This is a genomic window from Lysinibacillus fusiformis, assembly GCF_003049525.1.
GTDB classification, from domain to species: domain Bacteria; phylum Bacillota; class Bacilli; order Bacillales_A; family Planococcaceae; genus Lysinibacillus; species Lysinibacillus fusiformis.
Genome location: NZ_PYWL01000006.1, coordinates 148679 through 170869, shown reverse-complemented (window position 1 = coordinate 170869; position 22191 = coordinate 148679). Strand labels below are relative to the sequence as shown.

Genomic DNA, 22191 nt, shown 5'->3' with positions numbered 1-22191 from the left:
ATAGGACTGTGTTAGTGATAACACAGTCCCAAACATTCTAGCATATTTTCCAAATTAGCGCTCGCTGATTGGAACATATTTTTGCATGCCTGGTCCAACATACTCAGCACGTGGACGGATTAGGCGGTTATTTGCATATTGCTCAAGGATATGTGCCACCCAACCTGAAGTACGTGATACTGCGAAAATTGGTGTGAACAGGTCATGATCAATACCTAAAGAATCATACACTGACGCAGAGAAGAAATCTACGTTAGCTGGTAATTTCTTTTGTTCAACGATCATGTCATGGATTTTAACTGACATTTCATAAAGCTCTGGTTTACCAGTTAGTTCAGTTAATTTTTTAGACATTACGCGTAAATGTGGTGCACGAGGGTCGCCTTTGCGATATACGCGGTGACCGAAGCCCATGATTTTTTCTTTGTTGTCTAATTTATTTTGAATGTAAGATTCAACATTTTCAAGTGAGCCAATTTCAGTTAACATCTTCATAACTTGCTCATTTGCTCCACCATGAAGTGGCCCTTTTAAAGCGCCGATTGCTGCAGTTACACCAGAATAAACGTCTGATAATGTAGCTACACATACACGTGCAGTGAATGTAGATGCATTTAACTCATGGTCAGCATGCAATACTAGTGCTTTGTCGAATGCTTCAATTTCAATATCTGCTGGCTCTTCGCCTTTAAGCATGTATAAGAAGTTTGCCGCATATCCTAGTTCAGGTTTTGGTGAAACTGGTTCTAAACCTTTACGAACACGTGCAAATGCAGTTACTACTGTAGCAATTTTAGCTTGAAGACGAATTGCTTTACGGTAGTTTGCTTCTGGGTCCATAACATCCGCTTCTTCATCGAATACACCAAGTAGAGATACTGCAGTACGTAGTGCAGCCATTGGATGTACAGTTGAAAGTGGGTATGTTTTGAATTGGTCGACAATCGCTTGCGGAATTGACATATTGTCTGCCAATTGTTGTTTTAACTCAGCTAGCTCGTCCGCTTTTGGTAAACGAGTATGCCATAACAAGTAAATTACCTCTTCAAATGACGCATTTTGTGCTAAATCATCAATGTTGTAACCAACATATGTAAGTGTGTCATCGATAATTGAACTGATTTTAGATTCCGCTGCTACGATACCTTCTAATCCTTTAGTTGCTGACATAAATTATCGCTCCCTCATATTTATATTTTGTTGTAAATGCGTTTTTTTCTTGCATTTACGGTTTTTGCTCATATGAACCATTAAGTAAATCGCTTACATTGCTATTATAATCATTTTTGACAGCTTTGTGAATGAAAATCCTCTAAATAAAGAAAAAGACGTCCGAACGACTATATATTTGTCCCAAAGAGATTTTATTGTATTTTTTGACATTATGATTTGAGGTGAATTTGTTAAAATGAGGAATTTAAAGTATTTTTCATACGAAAGAACCACAAGTATTTTACTTTTTATTTTTTACTTAGTCATACTTTGGTTTGTATTACCAGTATCACTTGCGATTTTTTTGTCATTTTCGACGTACCCTGTCATAAATTTCTTGCATAAATATTGCAGGATCGCCTATTGGATAGCAGCAATAATTGTGGAGGTATTGATTTTAACTTGTATTTTTTTGCTTGTCGTCATATCCATCAATAGTGTGATTGTCATCTTTCCGGAGATTCGTAATACATTACAAAACTTCCCACTTTTCAGTGAATATGAATCGATGTTTATACAAGTTTTAAAGGAGAAATCACTTTCTATTTTTGATTCGATCATCATATATACAGCTGATCTTTTCCAATTATTAATGAAACATGTCATTGAGGTATTCATTTTCTTGGTAGCTTATTATTTCGCTCTCCTAGAAACGCGTAAATCACGCTATTGGTTTTTTCAATATGTGCCAAAGAAATATCGTCAAGAATGGCAATCACATTTCGCGAAAATCATGCAACTTTTTCATTATTTTTTATATGTGGAATTTCAATTATTTACAATAACCTTACTTATTCTTTGTGGAGGCTTTATGATCCTTCAATTTGAACAAGCTATTATTAAAGCTTTTATTGTAGCTTTCGCAGATGTCCTGCCATTTTTCGGTATCGGTGTATTTCTTGTCCCGATGAGTATTTATTTTTATTTCAATGGAAATACATTTTTATGTGTAGCCATTTTACTGTTGTATTTATTTGTACAATTAACAAGGCAGCTAGCTGAATCAATGCTTTGGTCCAACACGCTTCAATTACGTACATTCCATACATTTTTCATCAGCGCCGCCTCTATTCTATTATTTGGCTTTTATGGAATATTACTTAGCCCGATCTTTTTATTTTTAGCGGTTAAGCTAAAAGAAAACTCTATCTTTGAACGATAATAAATTGACCTTTTTTCATTTTTTTACGCATCCAATAATAGACAACCGGTTGGAACATTTTTCGTGAAAAAGGCAAAAGCAGTAGTAAGCCAATAAGATCTGTCATAAAGCCTGGTAATGCTAAAAGCAGTCCACCACTAAAAGTTAATAATGTATCAACCAACGCAGATCCCGGAGCCTCTCCACGTGCTAATGTATTTTTTACATTTTGGACAGAATTCATACCTTTATTTTTCATTACATAAACCCCAAGTACACTAGTGGCAATAATGAGTAATAATGTACTTAAAACACCAATGTTTTGCCCAATAACTATTAATAACGCCAATTCGGCTAATGCGTAGACAATGAAACCAAGAAAAATTTTTCGCATATTTTTCTCCTTTCTACTTGAAAAGGTATACCTTTTATACGTTATTATAGCCCATTTAGTTTCATAAAAAAATGAATGCCTCCCATCAAATAATACCAAATCACTTATCTTTTTTGATGGAGATATAAAAAGTAGCTTTCCATATAGCACGAAATATAGTTAATTTGTACAACCCTTATTAAAAGCTCTAGTACAACAAATCGCACTAGAGCTTTTTGTTTATAATTAAAGAACGCTAGCATGTCCTTTATAGATAACGCCTGTTTCAGCGTCCATCGTAATTTCTTGACCATGGCGTAATAATGTTGTTGCTTCTTTTACGCCAACAATTACTGGAATACCAAGACTTAGTCCAACTACTGCAGCATGACTAGTTAGTCCACCTTCTTCAGTAATTAGCCCAATGCAATTTTCTATTGCTGGCATCATTTCACGGTCTGAACCAACTGTTACAAGTATACTTCCTTCCGTATCATAAGCAAGTGCCTCAGCCGCATTTTTAGCAATAACCGTTTTACCTACAACCGATGCCTTGCCAATCCCTTGCCCACGAGCTAGTAAATCGCCAATAATGTGTACTTTCATTAGGTTTGTAGTACCCGCTTCACCAACTGGCACACCTGCTGTAATTACAACAGCATCACCATGTGTGACAAAACCGTGTTTCAAGCTTTCATCTACAGCTAATTCTAAAATCTCATCTGTAGTTGTAACACGTTGGCAAACAATTGGGTGTACACCCCACACTAATGTTAATGTTTGAGCCGTATTTGTTGAGCCTGTTACTGCAACAATAGGTACACCAGGTCGGTATTTGGCAATCATTCTAGCTGTATTTCCACTTTCTGTTGGTGCTAATACGGCTTTGACACCTAAATTAATGGATGTATAAGCGACTGCTTGTGAAATAGCTTCTGTCATATTGGCTTCTTTTTCACGACTACGTGTAGAAACAATTGATTTATAATCTAATGAATTTTCAGTACGTTGAGCAATTTTATTCATTGTTTGTACTGACTCCACTGGATATAGACCCGCAGCAGTTTCTCCTGATAACATGATTGCATCTGTACCATCAATGATGGCGTTCGCTACATCACTTGCTTCTGCACGTGTTGGACGTGGGTTACGTTGCATAGAATCCAACATTTGAGTAGCCGTAATAACTGGTTTCCCTACTTGATTACATTTTAGAATTAACTTCTTTTGTACAAGAGGTACTTCTTCTGCTGGAATTTCAACACCTAAATCTCCACGTGCTACCATCAATCCATCGGATACAAGGATAATCTCATCGATATTATCGACACCCTCTTGGTTTTCAATTTTCGGGATGATTTGGATATGCCCACCGCCATTTTGCTCAAGTAACTCACGAATTTCAAGCACATCTTTTGCACGACGAACGAATGAGGCAGCAATGAAATCTACACCTTGTTCAATACCAAATAAAATATCCTGAGCATCCTTTTCAGTAATACCTGGAAGTTGTACAGAAACACCTGGTACGTTGACACCTTTTTTATTTTTCAATACGCCCGCATTTTCTACAATCGTATGAATTAAACCTTTTTCAACATCTGTAGCTAGTACACGTAATTGGATCAGACCATCATCAAGTAAAATAATTGAGTTTTGCTCAACATCTTCTACTAGTTGCTCATAAGTAACAGAAAAGCTTGTCTCCGTACCTTCTACTTCAGTCATTGAAATATCAATCACTTGGCCAGCTGATAAATGAAGCTCACCATTTTTCATGTTATGCGTACGAATTTCAGGACCTTTTGTGTCTAATAAAATTCCTACTGGTTTATTTAACTTTTGTGCCACTTCACGAATTAAATGAATTCGTCCCGCATGCTCTTCATGAGAGCCATGTGAAAAATTCAAGCGGGCTACATTCATACCTGCTTCAATTAATTTTTCTAATGTTTCTGGTGACTCACTTGCAGGTCCAATTGTACATACGATTTTTGTTTTTCTCATTTTTGCCCACTCCGTTTATAACAAATTATATTGATAGTTCTTTCATAAGTGTGTATAGACTTACATCTGCCTCATGATTTTTTTCAAAAGCCTCCGGCATATCATAATCGATAACCTGATGATTGCGAATACCTACCGCTCGGCCATATTTGCCTTCCATTAGTAACTCCACTGCATGTGCGCCAAACTGACTTGCCAATACGCGATCACGTGCAGTTGGGGAACCACCACGCTGAATATGACCTAACACAGAAACACGTGTTTCTTTACCAGTCTTTTCTTTTATCAACTTAGCTAGTTCATTTCCAGACATAACGCCTTCTGCCACAATAATGATACTATGCTTCTTCCCACGTGCTGCACCACGATCTAAGCGTGCCACAATATCATCTAAGTCATAATCCTCTTCTGGAATTAAGACTGTTTCAGCACCGGCAGCAAGTCCTGCCCATAAAGCAATATCTCCTGCATCACGACCCATAACCTCAACTATGAAAGAATTTTCATGAGAAGTAGCTGTGTCACGAATTTTATCGATGGATTCTACTACTGTATTGAGTGCCGTATCAAAGCCTATCGTATATTCTGTTCCTGGAACATCATTATCGATAGTTCCTGGTACACCTACAGCAGGGAAGCCTTTTTTCACTAAATCCATAGCCCCTCTATAAGAACCATCGCCACCAATGACAACAAGTCCTTCAATTCCGGCAGCTCGTAAATTTTCAATGCCTTGTAGTTGCACGGCATCTTCTTTAAATTCTGGACATCTCGCAGAATTTAAATGGGTACCACCACGCTGAATAATACCACCAACCGAACCTAGATCAAGTTCTTCTAAATAACCTTTTACTAAGCCCTCATAACCATGTTTAATTCCGACAACATCAATTCCATGGAATGCTGCCTTACGAACAACCGCTCGAATAGCTGCGTTCATTCCAGGCGCATCTCCACCACTAGTTAATACAGCAATTTTTTTCATTGTCGAACCTCCTGCAGTTACTATTATTATTCACATTAACATGAAAAAACAAACTATGTAAGGGTTCTGAGGCTACAAAAACATAACTTTTACATAAAAAATGAAAAGAATGCGCTTTCACACACTCTTTCCATCCAAAAACATCCTAAATCTAACAAATTTCCAAGAAGTCTGACGTTCAGATTGCGTAACTAGCTTCTTTAATTTTTATAGCTTTTTAATATGTTAAGAAACAAATTTTGTCTCTTAACGAGCAAATTCATATCCCCATATTTTTGCTGCTATCAGAAGATAGCCTTCCAAAAATGTGTTTTATACTTCTGTATATTGTCCGATTTTTTTGAACTTCTCATAACGATCTTCAATTAATTGTTCTCCATTTAGAGAATTTAATGCATGAAGTGTAGTGCTGATGCATTCTTTAATATAAAGTGCCTGTTTTGCTACATTGCGATGGGCACCACCAATAATCTCAGGGACGATACCATCTATAACACCAAGCTCTTTTAAATCCGGTGCTGTTATACGCATTGCTTCAGCCGCTTGCTTAGCAAGGCTACCATCACGCCATAAAATCGACGCCGCTCCTTCTGGAGAAATAACGGAATAGGTTGAGTTTTCTAGCATAAAGACACGGTTTGCAACACCTAATGCTAGTGCACCACCACTTCCTCCTTCTCCAATCACAATACTGATGACTGGTACTGTTAAGCCTGCCATTTCAACAAGGTTTCTAGCGATTGCTTCACTTTGCCCACGTTCTTCAGCAGCTTTACCTGGATAAGCACCTTTTGTATCAATAAAACAAATTATTGGTCGATTAAATTTTTCTGCTTGCTTCATCAAACGTAGGGCTTTACGATAACCTTCTGGGTGAGGCATACCAAAATTACGTCGTATATTTTCTTTTGTTGATTTTCCACGTTGGTGTCCGATTATTGTTACAGGTTGCCCTTCAAAAATACCTATTCCACCAAGAATTGCAGCATCATCACCAAAAGTACGATCTCCATGCAATTCAATGAAATTCTCACATATCGCTTCAATATATTGTAAAGTAGTAGGTCTTTCTGGATGTCTTGCTACTTGCACACGATCCCACGGCTTCATATTCGCATAAATCGATTGCTCTAATTGGGATAGCCGTGTTTCTAGTTTCTCGATTTCACCCGTCATATCGACATCAGCTTCAGTGGCTATTGTTTTTAATTCATCAATTTTTTCTCGTAATTGGATAACTGGTTCTTCAAACGCTAAATTTTTAGACATGTTGCACGCCGCCTTTCGTATGCATTTTTACAAGTAAAGAAACTTGTTTACGTAAATCTTTGCGAGGGAAAATGGCATCAAGTTGGCCATGCTCTAATAAAAATTCTGCCGTTTGGAAATCATTTGGTAGTTTTTCTCTTACAGTTTCTTCAATAACACGACGGCCTGCAAAGCCAATTAATGCTTGTGGTTCTGCAATATTTATATCACCTACAGAGGCAAAGCTTGCTGAAACCCCACCAGTTGTAGGATGCGTTAAAATGGAAATAAATAATAAACCTTGATCGCTATGACGCTTTAAGGCAACACTTGTTTTTGCCATTTGCATTAAAGATAGTACACCTTCTTGCATACGCGCACCGCCACTAGCCGTAAAAATAATAAATGGCACACCTAATTCAGTTGCTTTCTCTACTGCGCGAGTAATTTTTTCGCCCACAACTGAACCCATGGACCCCATACGGAAGTGAGAATCCATAATGGCAACAACAATTTCTTCTCCATCTAATGTACCAACGCCTGTTAGTACAGCTTCATTCAAGCCTGTTTTTTCTTGGTCAGCTGAAATTTTCTCTACATATGCTGGGAAATTCAATGGATTGCTTGTTTGTAAATGATCGTCCATCGAAACGAATGAACCTTCATCCAAGAAATAGTCCACACGTTCTTGTGCAGTCATTTTGAAATGATGACTACATTTTGAACACACTTTATCATTCTTTTCTAGTTCTTTCGTTAATTGAATATGGCGGCATTCAGGACATTTTGTCATTAATCCTTCTGGAAATGCCTTTTCCTGTCCATCCTCTTTCTTTTTTCGATTACCACTAAATAAGCTACGTATTGCCATGTTTGACTCCCCCTTTGTTGTTGTCTAAGTGCTTTGTACAGTACTCATCCACTGCTCATAAGCTTTTAGTGCTTCTTTTTCGTACCCTAGCTGCATCGATTTCAACATAGTTTGAATGATTATTTTTTCATCTTCTGTTGAGTTTCGATTTAAACGGTCGCCATCATAAGCTGCCAATTGAAACCAGATTTTTAATGATAAACGATTACCTGTTGTGATTAAAAGTTCTCGCAATATATCACGACAATTAATCATACCTTCTAATTCTAGTTTCACAAAAAAACTATCCCACACAGGTAGTGTGCGAAGAATCTCTGTACAACTTATTACGCGAATAGCTTCCTTTTCATGAATTTGTCGCGTAAATTCGACATCTTTTTTTGATTTTACATCTTCTAATATAAACATCGACAGGATTTCTACAAGCTGATGCTTATGTGTGGAAGCAAGAAAAGTACCACCACCATGTCTCGTTTCTATAAGACCTAGCAATTCTAGACTTCGCAATGCCTCTCTGACAGAGGATCGCCCGACACCTAGACGCTCAGATAAGACTCGTTCGGAGGGAAGCTTTTCACCTGCTTGAATTTTTTCCAATTTAATGAGTTGACGTAGTTGTTGGACGATTTCTAAAAACACTTTTTTTTGTTCGGTTTTTTTATCCATACGACTAACTCCCCTTATCAAAAAAGTGGTCAGACCACTTTTTAACGTTGACTCTAGCTTACAAAATAACTGCCCAAAAGTAAAGAAAAAACTGCATAAAATTTAATGCAGTTTCTAAATTTTCGTTTCATTTTATATCTTTTTCGTCGCTTGCGCATGTTTTACTTTAATTTGTGGTTTTCCAAAACGTCTTTCTATAGTTCCTTCTATAAACAGAATTTCATCTTCTATTAACAAGTCTTGAACGAATTGGAAAACTTGTGGGAATAACGTAGCGGAAACAGCTCCATGCTCATCCTGTAACTGGACAAAGGCCATCTGTTCTCCTTTTTTGGTACGAATTTTTTTTACTTCTTCAATGACACCAATCATTTTCACATACGTCCCATCTCGCATCTGCTTTAACTCACGACAAGTACTATTCACATCAGCCCAATATAGTCTTTCTTGCGTAACGGGATGGGCAGAAATGTAAAAACCTAAACTTTCCTTTTCATGCATCAATTTTTCCTTTTGTGGCATATCATCCACCTGCATATATTTTGGCTTTCCAAAGCTAAATTCTGTAGCAGTTGATATATCAATATCCTCAGTTGGTCGTAGGAGTTCAGCGTGTTTTAATGCAGCGTCTATTGTCATGATCAGTACTGCACGGTCTTTCTCTAAATAATCTAGGGCTCCAGCATAAATTAATGCTTCTATTACTTTCGGTTTAAAATGCTGTGCACTTAATGCCACAGCTAAATCAAAAAGATTATGCAATACCAGAGGGTTTGATTGGCGCAAAGTATGGATATTCTCTATAAAAGTATGAGGGACGCCTTTAATTCCTGATAAGCTATAACGTATCCCTTCTTGCTCAACAGTAAAATATTTTGTACTGTCCTTTAATGAAGGTGGATAAAATGGGATACCTTTGTCCTTGGCCTCTTGCACTAGCTGTTGAATTTTATCTATATTTCCCGTCGCATTAGATAATAATGCGGCGTAAAAGCTTTGAGGGAAATGAGCCTTTAGATATGCCATTTGATAGGAAATAACACTATAGGCTACAGCATGACTTTTAGGGAATCCGTAATCGGCAAAACGGACAATTAATTCGTACACCTCTGTCGCTACCTGTTGATCATAGCCTTGTTTTAATGCCCCTTGCACAAAGGAAACCTGTTGCTCCTCTAGCACTTGGCGATTTTTCTTACTAACTGCACGGCGAAGTAAATCTGCTTGTCCCATTGAGAATCCTGCAAGCACAGAGGCAATTTTGATAATCTGCTCTTGATAGACAATAACACCAAAAGTCTCTTGTAAAATGGGCTCTAGCACAGGGTGAGGCATAACAACCATTTCTTTGCCGGCTTTTCGTTTAGCATAGACAGGTATAAATTCCATTGGACCTGGACGATAAAGTGCGTTTACAGCAGCAATATCTAAAAAGTGTGTGGGATGAATGTCTCGTAATGCTTGTTTCATTCCTTCTGATTCTAATTGGAAAATACCTGATGTATCACCCTTTTGCAATAATTGAAAAGTCTTTTCATCATGCATAGGAATTCGTTCAAAATCAATCCACGGTCCACCAGCTTTATAAATGGACCAACGCATTTGCTCCAAAATAGTAAGATTACGTAACCCTAAAAAATCCATTTTGACGAGACCACATGCCTCGATATCCCCCATCGGCCATTGTGTGCAATAGATGCCTTCATGTCCATCCTCTATAGGGACTGTATTTACTAAGGGGGATGGTGCAATAACAACGCCTGCCGCATGGGTAGAGGAATTTCTCGGTAGCCCCTCTAATTTTAGCGCTACGTCAAACCATCGCTGATGTTGCTCATCCTCAGAGAGCCAGCCCTGTAAATCATAGGATTCTTCTAAAGCCTTTTGTAATGTAATGCCTGGTTTATTCGGTATCATTTTCGAAATTTTTTCCAATGTCTCTGCGCCGAAACTAAATACTCTCGCGACATCTCGAGCAACTGCTTTGGCAGACAATGTACCGAATGTAATGATTTGCCCCACATTGGCTTTACCATACTTTTGTGCAACGTATTGGATTACTTGATGTCGTTTACTATCGACAAAATCAATATCTATATCAGGTAAAGATATCCGTTCAGGATTTAAAAATCGTTCAAATAACAAACCATAGGCAAGGGGGTCCACTTGCGTAATAGCTAAACTATAGGCAACCAGTGACCCAGCGGAAGAACCACGACCAGGTCCAGTCAAAATGCGATTGTCTTTCGCAAAGCGCATAAAATCAGCTACTACTAAAAAATAATCAGCGTAGCCCATTGAACATATTATTTCAAGCTCATATTGTAATCGTTCTCGGTAACCATTCGGAATATCCATCTGGTTGAACCGCCCCTCTAATCCGGCAAATGCTTCTTTAACAAGTAAGCTCTCAGCTGTTTCACCAACTGGCACAGGAAATTTAGGCATTTGTACAGACATTTCTGGGATGATAGCGTGACAGCTAGCAAGCATTTGTCCACAAGATTCAAGCCATTCTGGTCGATCTGCAAACCAACTTTGCCACTCCTGTGCTGTAGGTGCAAAATAACCTTGTAAATTAGCTGTTAGCATCGTATCGCCAAGCTTGTCTCCTGTATCGATAGCTCTTGCTACCTCGTATGCAAAATGATCCTCAGGACGTAAAAAATAACAGCTTTGAACGGCTACAAGTGGGATCGCCTGCCCTTCACACCACTCTATAAGTTCTTTCTCATTAGCTTGCGTTACCCCTCCAGGTCTGGTAATTCCCATATAAAAATGATGCTGAAAGAGATGGGCTAAGGCAGATACTAATGCCTGCCAATCTTCTACATCACCTATATCATCTGAAGAAAGTAATGCCAAGCAGCCTGCTGCATAGCCCTCTAGCCATTTCCAAGGCAGCACTTCATCTTCCCTAATTGAAACTGCACTACTTATCTTCAATACATGCTGATAGCCCTCCTGAGATTGCGCATACAGCACAAGAGGAAACGTTTTATCATGCCATTGCACATTTATAGAAAGGCCAATGACAGCATGTATATTTGCTTGCTGCATGGCTTTACAAAAAGGCAAAAGCCCGTACAATTTCGTATTTACGATTGCACAGGCTTGTGTCTTTTGTTCTTGTAAAAAAGGAATCAATTGCTCAAGCCGAATTGTGCTTTTCAATAAATCCGCGCTCGTATGCATCTTTGTGTATACGTGTGTCAAATGAATCCCTTCCTTTTCTTTTTAATGATACGCTTTACAAATCTCTTGTAATCTTTCGATGACGTCATCTGCCTCTTTCCATGAATAAGCCGTAGCTCCAGAAGCGAGCGGATGTCCACCACCATTAAACTCTTTTGCTAATGTATTAATAATAGGACCCTTCGAACGTAAACGCACACGAATTTGATCCTCTTCTTCAATAAATACAACCCACGAACAGATCCCTTTAACACTTCCTAGGCATCCTACCAGTAACGATGCCTCTGATGGTACAATATCATGTTCTGCTAATAATTCTTTTGTTAGCTTTACATGGGCTGCTCCATACTCATCCATTGTAAAGTTTTGATAAATATAGCCCTGTAAATTCAGCAGTTTTTGCTCCATTTCATACATACCATCAAAAATTTGATTTCGATCAAAATCATATGTAATCAGGTCTGCGGCTACTTTAAATGTCTTAGCAGTAGTACTTGGGAATTGGAATCTACCTGTATCCCCTACAATTCCTGCAAATAATAATCGTGCAGCAGTATCTGACAGTTGCCAGTTCGCCACTTCCTTACCTTCCTCATACAGCTCGTAAATCATTTCACTGCAAGAACTTGCTGTCGTATTCACCCATAAAAGATCACCATAGGCATCATCATTTGGATGATGATCAATTTTAATCATCATTTTTCCCTTTGTATAGCGTTGATCGTCAACACGTTCTGTATTAGCTGTGTCAGTCACAATGACTAAAGCATGCTCATAAACGTCATCCAATACTTGATCAGGCTGTGCCATAAATGTTAAAGAAGCATCATGGTCACCTACAGCAAAAACCTTTTTCTCCGGATAATTTGCTAAAATCAATTCTTTTAACCCAAGTTGTGAGCCATATGCATCTGGATCTGGTCGTACATGACGATGAATAATGATTGTTTCATAGGCAGCAATTGTGTCGATGATTTGTCTTTTCACAATAAATTCCTCCAAAATGATAGTAAGAACCGTTAGCATTTTTTCAAAATTATCGTTACAATAATGTCTAGTTATGCTAGGAGGTTTACTATGCTCAATTTAATATTTGTGTTTGCGATAATTATATCTTTTGTCTTTTATTTTTATTTTAAAACAAAACAGTTCCGTTCTTCATTACCAATCGCTAAAAATTGGTATAAAAGTAAGGCGAATATCGGCTTCGGTTCCTTCCTACTGTTTTTCGGATTCAATCAAGCCTACTTATTCCCTAGCTTATATACATTTATAATTGTAGCAATTCTTGTCGTGCTAGGCATCTTTGTCGTTGTAGAAAATACGAAAAAAGCGCGTCATTATGGTCAGTTTGTTGAGGAAGAATTCCGCATTAATCGATAATATGTAACAAAGGGATGACCAAGCAATTGCGCTAGGCCATCCCTTTCAATCCTTAACGTTCTAAAAGCTGGAACATCATCATTGCCTTACCAACAAGTATTTGTTGATTATACACTTCAAAATCCATTTTCACAAACTTACGACTCATGTCTAATATTCGTGGCTTGACTGTAAGTGTACTTTCCATTTGTACTGGTTTAATAAAGTAAATGGTCATATTCTCGGCTACTGCATCTCCACGTTTTCGACGCTTTAATGCAAATGAACCCACTTCAGCTAATAGAGTCGTGAAAGCACCGTAAGAAATCGCCCCGTATTGATTCGTCATTTGCGGTGTAACTTTAAACTCCACAACGAGCTCTTCATCACCAAGTACCTTCATCTCATTTTTCACTAAATCATCAATAGTTTCACCATGCTGTGGCTGTCTTTGAGCTAGCTGTAATGCTTTAAGTACGTCCTGACGACTAATGACTCCTTGTAAAATATTATCATCATTTACGATTGGTAACAGATCAATACCTTCCCAAATCATACGATGCCCGGCTGAAGCAACACTCATCTTCATGGAGCCAGCAATTGGATTCTTCGTCATAACCTTTTCAACTAGCTCATTTTCTTCTCGACCAATAACGTCTTTTACAGTAATCATTCCGACAAGTTTATTTTGATGAGTGACAACTGGAAAAGCCCCATGTGTTGTGCGTTCATTCAACTTCTGGAAATGCCGGATAGTTTCATCATTTTTTAACGCTGCTGTGTCAGTCATAGGAACATAAATATCTTCAATAAATAAAATATCCTTTTTGATGAGCTGATCATAGATCGCTCGGTTAATCATCGTTGCTACAGTAAACGTATCATAGCTAGTTGAAATTATTGGTAAATCCAATGAATCTGCAAGCTGTTTATTGGCATCCGTTGTATCAAAACCACCTGTAATTAAAACAGCAGCACCTGCACGAAGGGCATTTTCATGGGCTTTAATACGATTCCCTACAATCAATAAGCTACCCGCATCTGTATAGCGCATCATGTCTTCTAATTGCATGGCCCCTATGACAAATTTCGTTAACGTTTTATGTAGACCAGATTTTCCACCTAAAACTTGACCATCTACGATATTGACAATTTCTGCAAAAGTTAAGCGTTCAATATTTTCTTTCTTTTTCTTTTCAATACGAATTGTTCCAACACGTTCAATTGAACTTACTAAGCGACGGTTTTCTGCTTCTTTTATAGCACGATATGCCGTCCCTTCACTCACTTGCATTTCCTTCGCAATTTGACGTACTGAAATTTTATCGCCCACTGGTAGTGACTCGATGTATTGTAAAATTTTCTCATGTTTTGTAGACAAAATATCACCTATTTCCTAAGCTTCAATTCTGCTCTTAGTGTACCATATTTTTTATAAAAATATTTAATATAAAGTGATCAAATTGTTTAAAAACCCCCACCATTTCAACTACCAGCGTGGTGTCAATTCATATAGTACAGCGTTATCAACGATTAGAAACAGTTTACTTTCTCACCAGCTTTTAAAATTTGAACCTCTGAAATTTGTACTAAATCAGCAAAAACCTGTGGATCTTGTTTGATAGGTGGGAATGTATTGTAATGAATAGGTACGACAATCTTAGGCTTTAAGAATGAAACTGCACATGCAGCGTCTTCTGGACCCATTGTAAAATTATCACCTATTGGTAGGAATGCTATATCTATTGGATGTCGTTCACCAATTAATTTCATATCACCAAATAGAGCTGTATCGCCTGCATGATAAATCGTTAACCCTTCAATAAATAGTAATATCCCTGCTGGCATACCCATATAAATAATTTCATTTGTATCTGTTACATAAGAAGATCCATGGAAAGCTTGCGTAAACTTCACCTTTCCAAAATCGAATTCCTTAGCCCCTCCAATATGCATTGGATGTGTTTTTACTCCCTGCCAGGAAATCCAATTGGCTAATTCATTTGGAGCAATAACTAGAGCATCCTTTTTCTTCGCTAGTTCTACGGTGTCTCCAACATGATCATTATGACCATGTGTTAATAAAATAATATCTGGTGCTTCCTCAGCAACCTTTAAATCTGTTTGTCCATTACCGTTAATAAAAGGATCAATTAAAATTGTTTTCCCATTTGTTTGTATTTTGACAATAGAATGTCCATGATAGCTTATTTCCATCTTCATGTCCTCCTTGATTTATAAATGAAAACCCCTCCATTTTAATTCGCTACCCATGCGCTTTTTCCCTTTTTTTGATATGCTTGTACAGAGAATAATCGTATCACTTCTAACAATTTTATACGTTGTTAGATCACAATTATTCAGTGATAAAAAGGAACAGCCATTTTCTTTAGAAAGTCGAAGGTTCCTCATTAAAATTTCCCATGTACTAAAAAGGAGGACATATTTATGTCAAAGGTTGAAGAAATCCAAAGTTATTTGCAGCAAAATCACATTGATGCGGCATTTATCACTACACCTGACAATGTTTTTTACGTTTCAGGCTTTAAAAGTAATCCACATGAGAGATTACTAGGTGTCATGATTTTTAAAGATGCTGAACCTTTTCTAATTTGTCCGCAAATGGAAATTCCAGATGCAAAAGCGGCTGGCTGGTCTTATGAGGTTATTGGCCACCAAGACACTGACAATTCGATGGAGGTCCTTGCACAAGCCATTACATCTCGTGACATTCAACCAACTACGTTTGCCATTGAAAAGGCACAGCTCATTGTGGAACGCTTAGAGGCCCTACAGCAATCCTTCCCACAAGCAAATTTTGTACGTCTAGACGAAAAAATTAATGCAATGCGCGTAATTAAGGATGAAAGTGAATTAGACAAATTACGCAAAGCTGCAGAGTTAGCTGATTATGCTATTGAAATCGGTTGCAAGGAAATTGCTGAAGGTAAAACAGAAATGGAAATTTTGACAGCCATTGAAAATGCTATTCAAGATAAAGGTTGTAAAATGTCCTTTGAAACAATGGTACTGAGTGGACCAAAAACAGCCTCTCCTCATGGTCATCCAGGTGCACGAAAAATAGAAAAAGGGGATATGGTACTATTTGACCTTGGTGTCATTTACGATGGCTATTGCTCTGATATTACACGTACAGTTGCCTTTGGAGAGCCAAGTGAAGCACAAAAAGAAATTTATCATGCTGTGTTAGCAGCTAACCAAAATGCCGTTTCAGCTGTGAAACCTGGTGTCCGTGCTATGGACTTAGATAAAATCGCACGCGATACGATTACCGAAGCAGGATTTGGAGAATATTTCACACATCGTCTTGGACATGGTCTTGGCATTTCTGTACATGAATTCCCATCTGTTACAGGAACAAATGACATGACAATGGAAGAGGGCATGGTCTTTACGATTGAGCCTGGAATTTATAAATCAGATGTAACAGGTGTACGTATTGAGGATGATGTTGTTGTAACAAAAGATGGTGTGGAAGTATTAACAAAATTCCCGAAAGATTTAATCATTCTATAAGATAAAAAGGAAGCGTCCAAATACCTTCCTTCAGACTGTAGACAAACTCAAAAACTTTGAGAGTTTGCCTATAGTCTTTTTATTCCATTGAACTATGATCTTTACTAGAGAAATGTTTGGAAGAAAAATCACAAAATCCTTCGAGAGTGATTTTCTCGAAGGATTTTTTATTTTTACATCTAATTATTGAATAAGCTCATCCACATTTACATATGGAAGTCCTTGTGAATCTGCAACAGCTTTATATACTAGTTGTCCATCTAAAGTATTAACACCTTTTTTCAGTGCAACATTGTCTAGGCAAGCTTGTTTATAGCCTTTATTCGCAATTTGAAGTGCGTAAGGAATTGTATTATTTGTTAAAGCAATTGTTGATGTACGTGGTACTGCTCCAGGCATATTCGCAACTGCATAATGTACAACGCCGTGTTTTACGTATGTTGGATCATCATGTGTTGTGACACGATCTGAAGAAGCAAAAATACCGCCTTGGTCAATAGCTATATCCACTACTACAGAGCCTGCTTGCATTGATTGAATCATTTCTTCTGATACAAGCTTTGGTGCTTTTGCGCCTGGAATTAATACGGCACCAATTACTAAATCTGAAGTTTTTACAGATTCTGCAATGTTATAAGGATTAGAAATCAATGTTTGAACATCACGACCAAACATATCTTCTAATTGGCGTAAACGCTCAGGGCTTAAATCGATAACTGTTACGTCTGCTCCCATACCAACAGCGATTTTCGCAGCGTTAGTTCCCGCGATACCACCACCGATAACTGTTACTTTACCGCGTTGTACACCTGATACACCGCCAAGTAAAATACCTTTACCAGCATGATTTCTCTCTAAGAACTGTGCTCCGATTTGTGTAGCCATTTTACCTGCTACTTCACTCATCGGTGTTAATAATGGTAGTGAACCATTTGCTAATTGAACTGTTTCGTAGGCAATCCCTACAACTTTTTTATTTAAAAGTGCCTGAGTCAATTCAACTTCTGGCGCTAAGTGTAAGTAAGTGAATAAGATTTGACCTTCATAGAAGTAATCATACTCAGAAGCTACAGGCTCTTTTACCTTCATAATCATCTCTTGTGACCAAGCTTCTTTAGCCGTTTGCACAATATGGGCACCAGCTGCAATATAATCAGCATCCGTAAAGCTTGATCCTAAGCCTGCTCCAGTTTCAATGTACACCTCATGGCCTGCATGTGTTAAAGTAACAACTCCTGCTGGTGTCATTGCTACACGATTTTCATTGTTTTTAATTTCCTTTGGAATACCAATTTTCATAGTTTCCTATCCCCTTCCATTACGTAAAAAATCAGCATCATTTATGTAATTAAAAATTGATGCACCCCTTGCAATTCCATATTACCAAACAAATAAAAAAAAAGCTTTAATTAAAATAAATACAAATAAAATTTCTAACATTTTCAAAATACAAAATATTTAAACGGTGATTTTACAATTTAAATTATTATATTTATAAAATAAAAAGGAAAATTATAGTGATATATACTCCTCCATTTCGAAAGCCAAAATTACGTTTACACGTTGCTAATAGTGGGAATTAAGTAATTATATTTTCTTCATGAAATGCCTTCACTTTTTCATAATTTTTCTTCCGGAAAGTATTTCCTTTAGGAAATCATTTGGTATAATCAACATATACAAATCAGGGAGGTTTTTTAAATGGCTAATCATTATAAAAGCATTGTGGTTGCAGTAGACGGTTCTAAGGAAGCTGAATACGCTTTTCGTAAATCAATTGACGTGGCGAAGCGTAATGAGGGTTCTGTATTAAATTTAGTGAATGTTATTGATACACGTTCATTCGCTGCAATTGAAGCATACGACCGTTCCATTGCAGAACGTGCTCAAGCATTCTCTGAAGAACTATTAAATGGTTACAAAAAGCAAGCTGAAGATGAAGGTATCGCAAATGTTAACCTAATCATCGAATATGGTTCTCCAAAAAATATTATTACTAAAGAGCTTTCTAAAATTGTAGACGCAGATCTAATCATTTGTGGTGCAACAGGTCTAAATGCAGTAGAACGTTTCCTAATTGGTTCAGTATCTGAAGCAATTGTACGTTCAGCTAATTGTGACGTTCTTGTCATCCGCACACCTGAAAACTAATCAGCAATACATAAAAAGGTATCCTACTGTAGGATACCTTTTTGAATTCTATGAGCAATTACTTGCCCTCTTTCCACATTTTCACTTTTTCAAAGAATAAAGCAAGTGCCTGCTTATTTTGCATATTTGGTACTTTTGCTAAAAGCACTTCTTTAGGTGATTTACATTCCTTCGATTGCTTTTGCAAGATGACAATGCTCTTTTCTAATGATTTATTGGCAAACATGGAATCAGGTAGTTGAATAATCGCTTGAATCCAAGCATGCTTTTGAATGTATTTATGAAGTTGCTTAGACTGCTCTGAATCAAAAAGATGTGATGGCGCAAGGAAAAATAAGTAGCCACCTTCCTTTGTATAATTCATAGACTGCTCAATAAATAAATGGTGGGCATAGCTCATTCCCTCAGGCGCGCACAATTCATACTCAAGGGCAATTTCTTCATTTGGATAATAACCAACAGGTAAATCACATACTACTGCATCAACAGGATTTGCCAATAAATCTTGTAAGGCATCCTGACGATATAAAGAAATCGGTTGCTCTGTTAAATCAGCTGTAGCTGCAGCCAAACGTATAAGTAGCTCATCTACCTCTACACCAGTAGCCTCCACTTTACCATCTAATAAATTCATAACTGTTAGTAATAAATTTCCTGTTCCTACTGCTGGATCCATAATCGAAATTTTGTCATGCTCAAGACGTTCAGCAAAGATTTGTTCAACAAAATAGCCCACTAATAACCCTAACGTATCAGGCGTCATTTGATGGTTTGGTTGTGAACTTTTACGCATTCCTTTTAGAATGGCAATTTGAATAGACTTGCGAATATCCTCTTTTGTTGCATCCTTTTGTGAGAAATCCACTTCTCCATCAAGCCATGCCTCTAGCCCATCTAGTAACCCCTCTAACAAAGTTGTATTGTGTTCTTTTTCGATTTTTTCAGCATGCTCATTTAGCATACCAAATAATTTCTCGATGTTTTCCATAGATAACTTCCTTTCAAGCAGAAAAGAGCCGTGACAAACACTCGTCACAGCCCCTTTGTCTAGTATTATCTTAGCCTAAAAGCAGGCCATTATGCTAGTGCTTTAACAGCTTCAATAGCCGCTTCATAGTTTGGATGGTCTGTTGCCTCAGGTACATACTCAACATATGTTACTTTATTGTTTGCATCCACAACAAATACTGCACGTGTCAGAAGACGTAATTCTTGAATGTACACGCCATAAGCCTCACCAAATGAAAGGTCGCGGTGATCAGAAACCGTTTGAACGGCATCAATACCTGCTGCCCCACACCAACGTTTTTGAGCGAATGGAAGATCTACAGATACTGTATAAATCACTACATTATCGCCTAAGTTAGCTGCTTCTTCATTGAAACGACGTGTTTGCGCATCACATACACCAGTATCTAATGATGGTACTACACTAAATAAACGAATTTTCCCCTCGGAATCTTTTAATGTTACAGGTGAAAGGTCATTCGCTAATACTGTAAAATCTGGTGCAGAATCGCCCACCTTTACTTCATTACCTACTAGTGTCACTGGACCATTTTTAAATGTTACTTGTGCCATATAAACGCCTCCTAATCTTCATATGTACATAATATTACTAAATGAAGGGAATTAATTGCAACTAAGATAGCTTACTTTATTCTAAGTGTTAGCTAGTAATAGAAAAGACTGTCTCTTCATTTGAGACAGTCTCTTGTTTATTGTTCATTTTTTTCTTCTAGTTTTTCTAGCTCAGGTTTTCCCTCTTGTTCAATAGACACTATAAGCTCTTCCTTTTTCTCTATAGCAAGTGGCGCCAAGTTCTTTTCAATATAGACTTTCTCATGCACCACTGTTGTATCGGCAAAATAGTCATGCAACCCTTGATTGTCTGGCAAAATAACTACCAAAATATAGAGAGGCATCACAATATTATTAATAATACGCCCAATCCATTCACGGAATAACACATCTGACCAAGTAAGGTTATCATGCTTTAATGAAATTACACGTAACCCAAATACCATCTTCCCTAGCGTTTGACCAAAGAATTTCGTCATAAGGACAAAATAACTGTAATAAAGAATCGCCGATATAATGGAGATTGGAGCATACCAAACTGATTCTGATAAGGACCAGTCCATTAAATAAAAGATAGGGTTAATGAGTATGCCAACTACAGCAGATACAATAAATCCATCCAATAAAAATGCCCACAATCTGATCCAAAAGCCTGCCGTTTTTAATGTGTAGTTTTTTTGACTTGTTGAATCTTCCGTGCCATTGTTAAAAAAGCCATTTTCCATTGAGGGTGAACCTTGCATAACAACTTCATTGTTTGTCATTGAACTCCCTCCTTAATATTCACCGTATAAATACATCATTTTCGGTGCATTGTAATCCGTCATAATTTTCATTAGCATTTTTTCCTCTGCAGAAGGACCGAACATAGAGCCAATTTTCATTCCAACATAAGATTGCCATCCGCCCATATCATAGGCATATTCAAATAATGCAGCATCTTCTAGTCCAAAATCTGCGCGTAAGGCTGCAATGGCAGCTTCTTCGTCGCCAATTTCATCAACTAAACCGGCTTCAAGTGCTTTTGTACCGCCAAGGATACGTCCATCCGCCACTTTCTTCACATCAGCTTCTGACATATTACGTCCTTGTTCAACGATATCTACAAATTCTTCGTATGTTTCATTAATCATATCCTGCATCATCGCTCGTTCCTCTGGTGTCACATCACGCATTGGACTTAGCATATCCTTATGCTCGCCAGATTTAAACGTTTCGAATTTGACACCTACTTTTTCAGCCAATGCTTGATAATTAATAGATTGCATGATTACACCAATCGAGCCTGTAATTGTATCCCGATGGGCAAATATTTTATCTGCTGGAGCAGAAATATAATAGCCACCAGATGCTGCCATCGAATCCATCGATACATAAATTGGAATTTGTCGTTCTTCTTTAATTTTTAATAGCTTTTTATAAATTTCAGCAGATTCTTTTACCCCTCCACCCGGAGAGTTAACACTTAAAACAATTCCTTGAATCGTATCATCGTACAAAATATTATCCAATTGATCTAAGAAAAATTGATGATCATATGCAACAGGTTGCCATAGTGAACTTGATCCAATATCTTGGATTGTTCCATCTACCTTTAAATAGGCAATCCTTTTATCATAATTATCTCCTTCAATTACATTTTCATATACATCTAGGTTATTTCCTGCCATTAAACTGTCAAAATTACCTAGGAAATCTGCTTTAAATAGTGCAAAAATGGTATTAATCCCTAATGAAAACAGTAAAAGAACACCAGCCACTATTAATGCAACCCACCTTTTAACATTCATGTCTTTCCGCCTCCTTAACTCGTAATACGTATGACTTGCTCATTTGTTTCATTTTTTTGCAATAATATGCAA

20 protein-coding genes are annotated in these 22191 nt (G+C 37.5%); 4 read left to right on the top strand and 16 right to left on the bottom strand.

Going from position 1 to position 22191, the window contains the following annotated elements:
* Positions 1 to 54 precede the first annotated feature (54 nt).
* Positions 55 to 1170 carry a citrate synthase gene (gene citZ, locus C9J29_RS15335; protein WP_025114482.1) on the bottom strand — a complete coding sequence of 372 codons (1116 nt, stop codon included), beginning with the start codon at positions 1168 to 1170 and terminating at the stop codon, positions 55 to 57.
* Positions 1171 to 1408: 238 nt separating this feature from the next.
* On the opposite strand from citZ, the gene C9J29_RS15330 reads away from it, so the two are divergent.
* A complete protein-coding gene (locus tag C9J29_RS15330; RefSeq protein WP_089985702.1) occupies positions 1409 to 2374 on the top strand; it encodes an AI-2E family transporter in 966 nt (321 codons plus the stop codon).
* Here the strand turns inward: C9J29_RS15330 and C9J29_RS15325 are convergent.
* The 8 genes from C9J29_RS15325 to C9J29_RS15290 form a co-directional block, all read right to left on the bottom strand.
* Positions 2358 to 2747, bottom strand: coding sequence for an FxsA family protein (locus C9J29_RS15325; protein WP_008176844.1), 390 nt, complete (start codon positions 2745 to 2747; stop codon positions 2358 to 2360). The two genes, C9J29_RS15330 and C9J29_RS15325, sit on opposite strands and share 17 nt — an antisense overlap.
* A gap of 225 nt (positions 2748 to 2972) precedes the next feature.
* Positions 2973 to 4733 carry a pyruvate kinase gene (pyk, locus tag C9J29_RS15320; protein ID WP_008176842.1) on the bottom strand — a complete coding sequence of 587 codons (1761 nt, stop codon included), beginning with the start codon at positions 4731 to 4733 and terminating at the stop codon, positions 2973 to 2975.
* Between the two features lie 25 nt (positions 4734 to 4758).
* Positions 4759 to 5718 carry a 6-phosphofructokinase gene (gene pfkA, locus C9J29_RS15315; protein ID WP_008176840.1) on the bottom strand — a complete coding sequence of 320 codons (960 nt, stop codon included), beginning with the start codon at positions 5716 to 5718 and terminating at the stop codon, positions 4759 to 4761.
* A gap of 312 nt (positions 5719 to 6030) precedes the next feature.
* Positions 6031 to 6987, bottom strand: coding sequence for an acetyl-CoA carboxylase carboxyltransferase subunit alpha (locus C9J29_RS15310; RefSeq protein WP_008176839.1), 957 nt, complete (start codon positions 6985 to 6987; stop codon positions 6031 to 6033).
* Positions 6980 to 7837: an acetyl-CoA carboxylase, carboxyltransferase subunit beta gene (gene accD, locus C9J29_RS15305; protein WP_008176835.1), complete on the bottom strand. Its 858-nt coding sequence runs from the start codon at positions 7835 to 7837 to the stop codon at positions 6980 to 6982. The genes C9J29_RS15310 and accD overlap by 8 nt, the downstream gene beginning before the upstream one ends.
* 24 nt (positions 7838 to 7861) lie before the next feature.
* Complete coding sequence (locus C9J29_RS15300; RefSeq protein ID WP_008176833.1) at positions 7862 to 8503, bottom strand: FadR/GntR family transcriptional regulator; 642 nt, start codon at positions 8501 to 8503, stop codon at positions 7862 to 7864.
* Between the two features lie 132 nt (positions 8504 to 8635).
* Complete coding sequence (dnaE, locus tag C9J29_RS15295) at positions 8636 to 11719, bottom strand: DNA polymerase III subunit alpha (protein ID WP_107922398.1); 3084 nt, start codon at positions 11717 to 11719, stop codon at positions 8636 to 8638.
* Positions 11720 to 11740: 21 nt separating this feature from the next.
* Positions 11741 to 12685, bottom strand: coding sequence for a DHH family phosphoesterase (locus C9J29_RS15290; RefSeq protein WP_107922397.1), 945 nt, complete (start codon positions 12683 to 12685; stop codon positions 11741 to 11743).
* A gap of 90 nt (positions 12686 to 12775) precedes the next feature.
* Here C9J29_RS15290 and C9J29_RS15285 point away from each other — a divergent pair, with 90 nt between their 5' ends.
* Positions 12776 to 13081, top strand: coding sequence for a YtpI family protein (locus C9J29_RS15285; RefSeq protein ID WP_008176828.1), 306 nt, complete (start codon positions 12776 to 12778; stop codon positions 13079 to 13081).
* 52 nt (positions 13082 to 13133) lie between these two features.
* Here the strand turns inward: C9J29_RS15285 and C9J29_RS15280 are convergent, their stop codons facing one another.
* Positions 13134 to 14441 (bottom strand): DRTGG domain-containing protein, encoded by a 1308-nt coding sequence (locus tag C9J29_RS15280; protein WP_008176826.1) that lies wholly within the window; start codon positions 14439 to 14441, stop codon positions 13134 to 13136.
* 152 nt (positions 14442 to 14593) lie between these two features.
* The gene (locus C9J29_RS15275; RefSeq protein ID WP_107922396.1) at positions 14594 to 15277 is read right to left on the bottom strand and encodes a metal-dependent hydrolase; all 684 of its coding nucleotides are present in this window, start codon (positions 15275 to 15277) and stop codon (positions 14594 to 14596) included.
* 231 nt (positions 15278 to 15508) lie between these two features.
* Between C9J29_RS15275 and C9J29_RS15270 the strand changes: the two genes are divergently transcribed.
* Positions 15509 to 16597 carry a M24 family metallopeptidase gene (locus tag C9J29_RS15270; protein WP_025114471.1) on the top strand — a complete coding sequence of 363 codons (1089 nt, stop codon included), beginning with the start codon at positions 15509 to 15511 and terminating at the stop codon, positions 16595 to 16597.
* A gap of 183 nt (positions 16598 to 16780) precedes the next feature.
* On the opposite strand, the gene ald is transcribed toward C9J29_RS15270, so the two are convergent.
* Positions 16781 to 17896: an alanine dehydrogenase gene (gene ald / locus C9J29_RS15265; protein WP_008176820.1), complete on the bottom strand. Its 1116-nt coding sequence runs from the start codon at positions 17894 to 17896 to the stop codon at positions 16781 to 16783.
* A 402-nt stretch (positions 17897 to 18298) separates the two neighbouring features.
* Between ald and C9J29_RS15260 the strand changes: the two genes are divergently transcribed.
* Positions 18299 to 18748: a universal stress protein gene (locus tag C9J29_RS15260; protein WP_008176818.1), complete on the top strand. Its 450-nt coding sequence runs from the start codon at positions 18299 to 18301 to the stop codon at positions 18746 to 18748.
* Positions 18749 to 18806: 58 nt separating this feature from the next.
* Here C9J29_RS15260 and C9J29_RS15255 read toward each other — a convergent pair whose 3' ends face one another.
* The 4 genes from C9J29_RS15255 to sppA all read right to left on the bottom strand — a co-directional run bounded on the left by C9J29_RS15255 (position 18807) and on the right by sppA (position 22119).
* Positions 18807 to 19736, bottom strand: coding sequence for a class I SAM-dependent methyltransferase (locus tag C9J29_RS15255; RefSeq protein ID WP_008176816.1), 930 nt, complete (start codon positions 19734 to 19736; stop codon positions 18807 to 18809).
* An 89-nt stretch (positions 19737 to 19825) separates the two neighbouring features.
* On the bottom strand, positions 19826 to 20329 hold the full coding sequence (gene tpx / locus C9J29_RS15250; protein ID WP_036119564.1) for a thiol peroxidase: 504 nt from the start codon (positions 20327 to 20329) through the stop codon (positions 19826 to 19828).
* A gap of 137 nt (positions 20330 to 20466) precedes the next feature.
* A complete protein-coding gene (locus C9J29_RS15245) occupies positions 20467 to 21093 on the bottom strand; it encodes an RDD family protein (RefSeq protein WP_008176812.1) in 627 nt (208 codons plus the stop codon).
* Positions 21094 to 21105: 12 nt separating this feature from the next.
* Positions 21106 to 22119, bottom strand: a complete 1014-nt coding sequence (gene sppA, locus C9J29_RS15240; RefSeq protein ID WP_008176810.1) for a signal peptide peptidase SppA — start codon at positions 22117 to 22119, stop codon at positions 21106 to 21108.
* Between the last annotated feature and the right edge of the window lie 72 nt (positions 22120 to 22191).

Coding starts and splice junctions, on each gene's coding strand:
- citZ (WP_025114482.1), bottom strand. CDS start 1,170: ATGTCAGCAACTAAAGGATTAGAAGGTATCGTAGCAGCGGAATCTAAA.
- C9J29_RS15330 (WP_089985702.1), top strand. CDS start 1,409: ATGAGGAATTTAAAGTATTTTTCATACGAAAGAACCACAAGTATTTTA.
- C9J29_RS15325 (WP_008176844.1), bottom strand. CDS start 2,747: ATGCGAAAAATTTTTCTTGGTTTCATTGTCTACGCATTAGCCGAATTG.
- pyk (WP_008176842.1), bottom strand. CDS start 4,733: ATGAGAAAAACAAAAATCGTATGTACAATTGGACCTGCAAGTGAGTCA.
- pfkA (WP_008176840.1), bottom strand. CDS start 5,718: ATGAAAAAAATTGCTGTATTAACTAGTGGTGGAGATGCGCCTGGAATG.
- C9J29_RS15310 (WP_008176839.1), bottom strand. CDS start 6,987: ATGTCTAAAAATTTAGCGTTTGAAGAACCAGTTATCCAATTACGAGAA.
- accD (WP_008176835.1), bottom strand. CDS start 7,837: ATGGCAATACGTAGCTTATTTAGTGGTAATCGAAAAAAGAAAGAGGAT.
- C9J29_RS15300 (WP_008176833.1), bottom strand. CDS start 8,503: ATGGATAAAAAAACCGAACAAAAAAAAGTGTTTTTAGAAATCGTCCAA.
- C9J29_RS15285 (WP_008176828.1), top strand. CDS start 12,776: ATGCTCAATTTAATATTTGTGTTTGCGATAATTATATCTTTTGTCTTT.
- C9J29_RS15275 (WP_107922396.1), bottom strand. CDS start 15,277: ATGGAAATAAGCTATCATGGACATTCTATTGTCAAAATACAAACAAAT.
- C9J29_RS15270 (WP_025114471.1), top strand. CDS start 15,509: ATGTCAAAGGTTGAAGAAATCCAAAGTTATTTGCAGCAAAATCACATT.
- ald (WP_008176820.1), bottom strand. CDS start 17,896: ATGAAAATTGGTATTCCAAAGGAAATTAAAAACAATGAAAATCGTGTA.
- C9J29_RS15260 (WP_008176818.1), top strand. CDS start 18,299: ATGGCTAATCATTATAAAAGCATTGTGGTTGCAGTAGACGGTTCTAAG.
- C9J29_RS15255 (WP_008176816.1), bottom strand. CDS start 19,736: ATGGAAAACATCGAGAAATTATTTGGTATGCTAAATGAGCATGCTGAA.
- tpx (WP_036119564.1), bottom strand. CDS start 20,329: ATGGCACAAGTAACATTTAAAAATGGTCCAGTGACACTAGTAGGTAAT.
- C9J29_RS15245 (WP_008176812.1), bottom strand. CDS start 21,093: ATGACAAACAATGAAGTTGTTATGCAAGGTTCACCCTCAATGGAAAAT.
- sppA (WP_008176810.1), bottom strand. CDS start 22,119: ATGAATGTTAAAAGGTGGGTTGCATTAATAGTGGCTGGTGTTCTTTTA.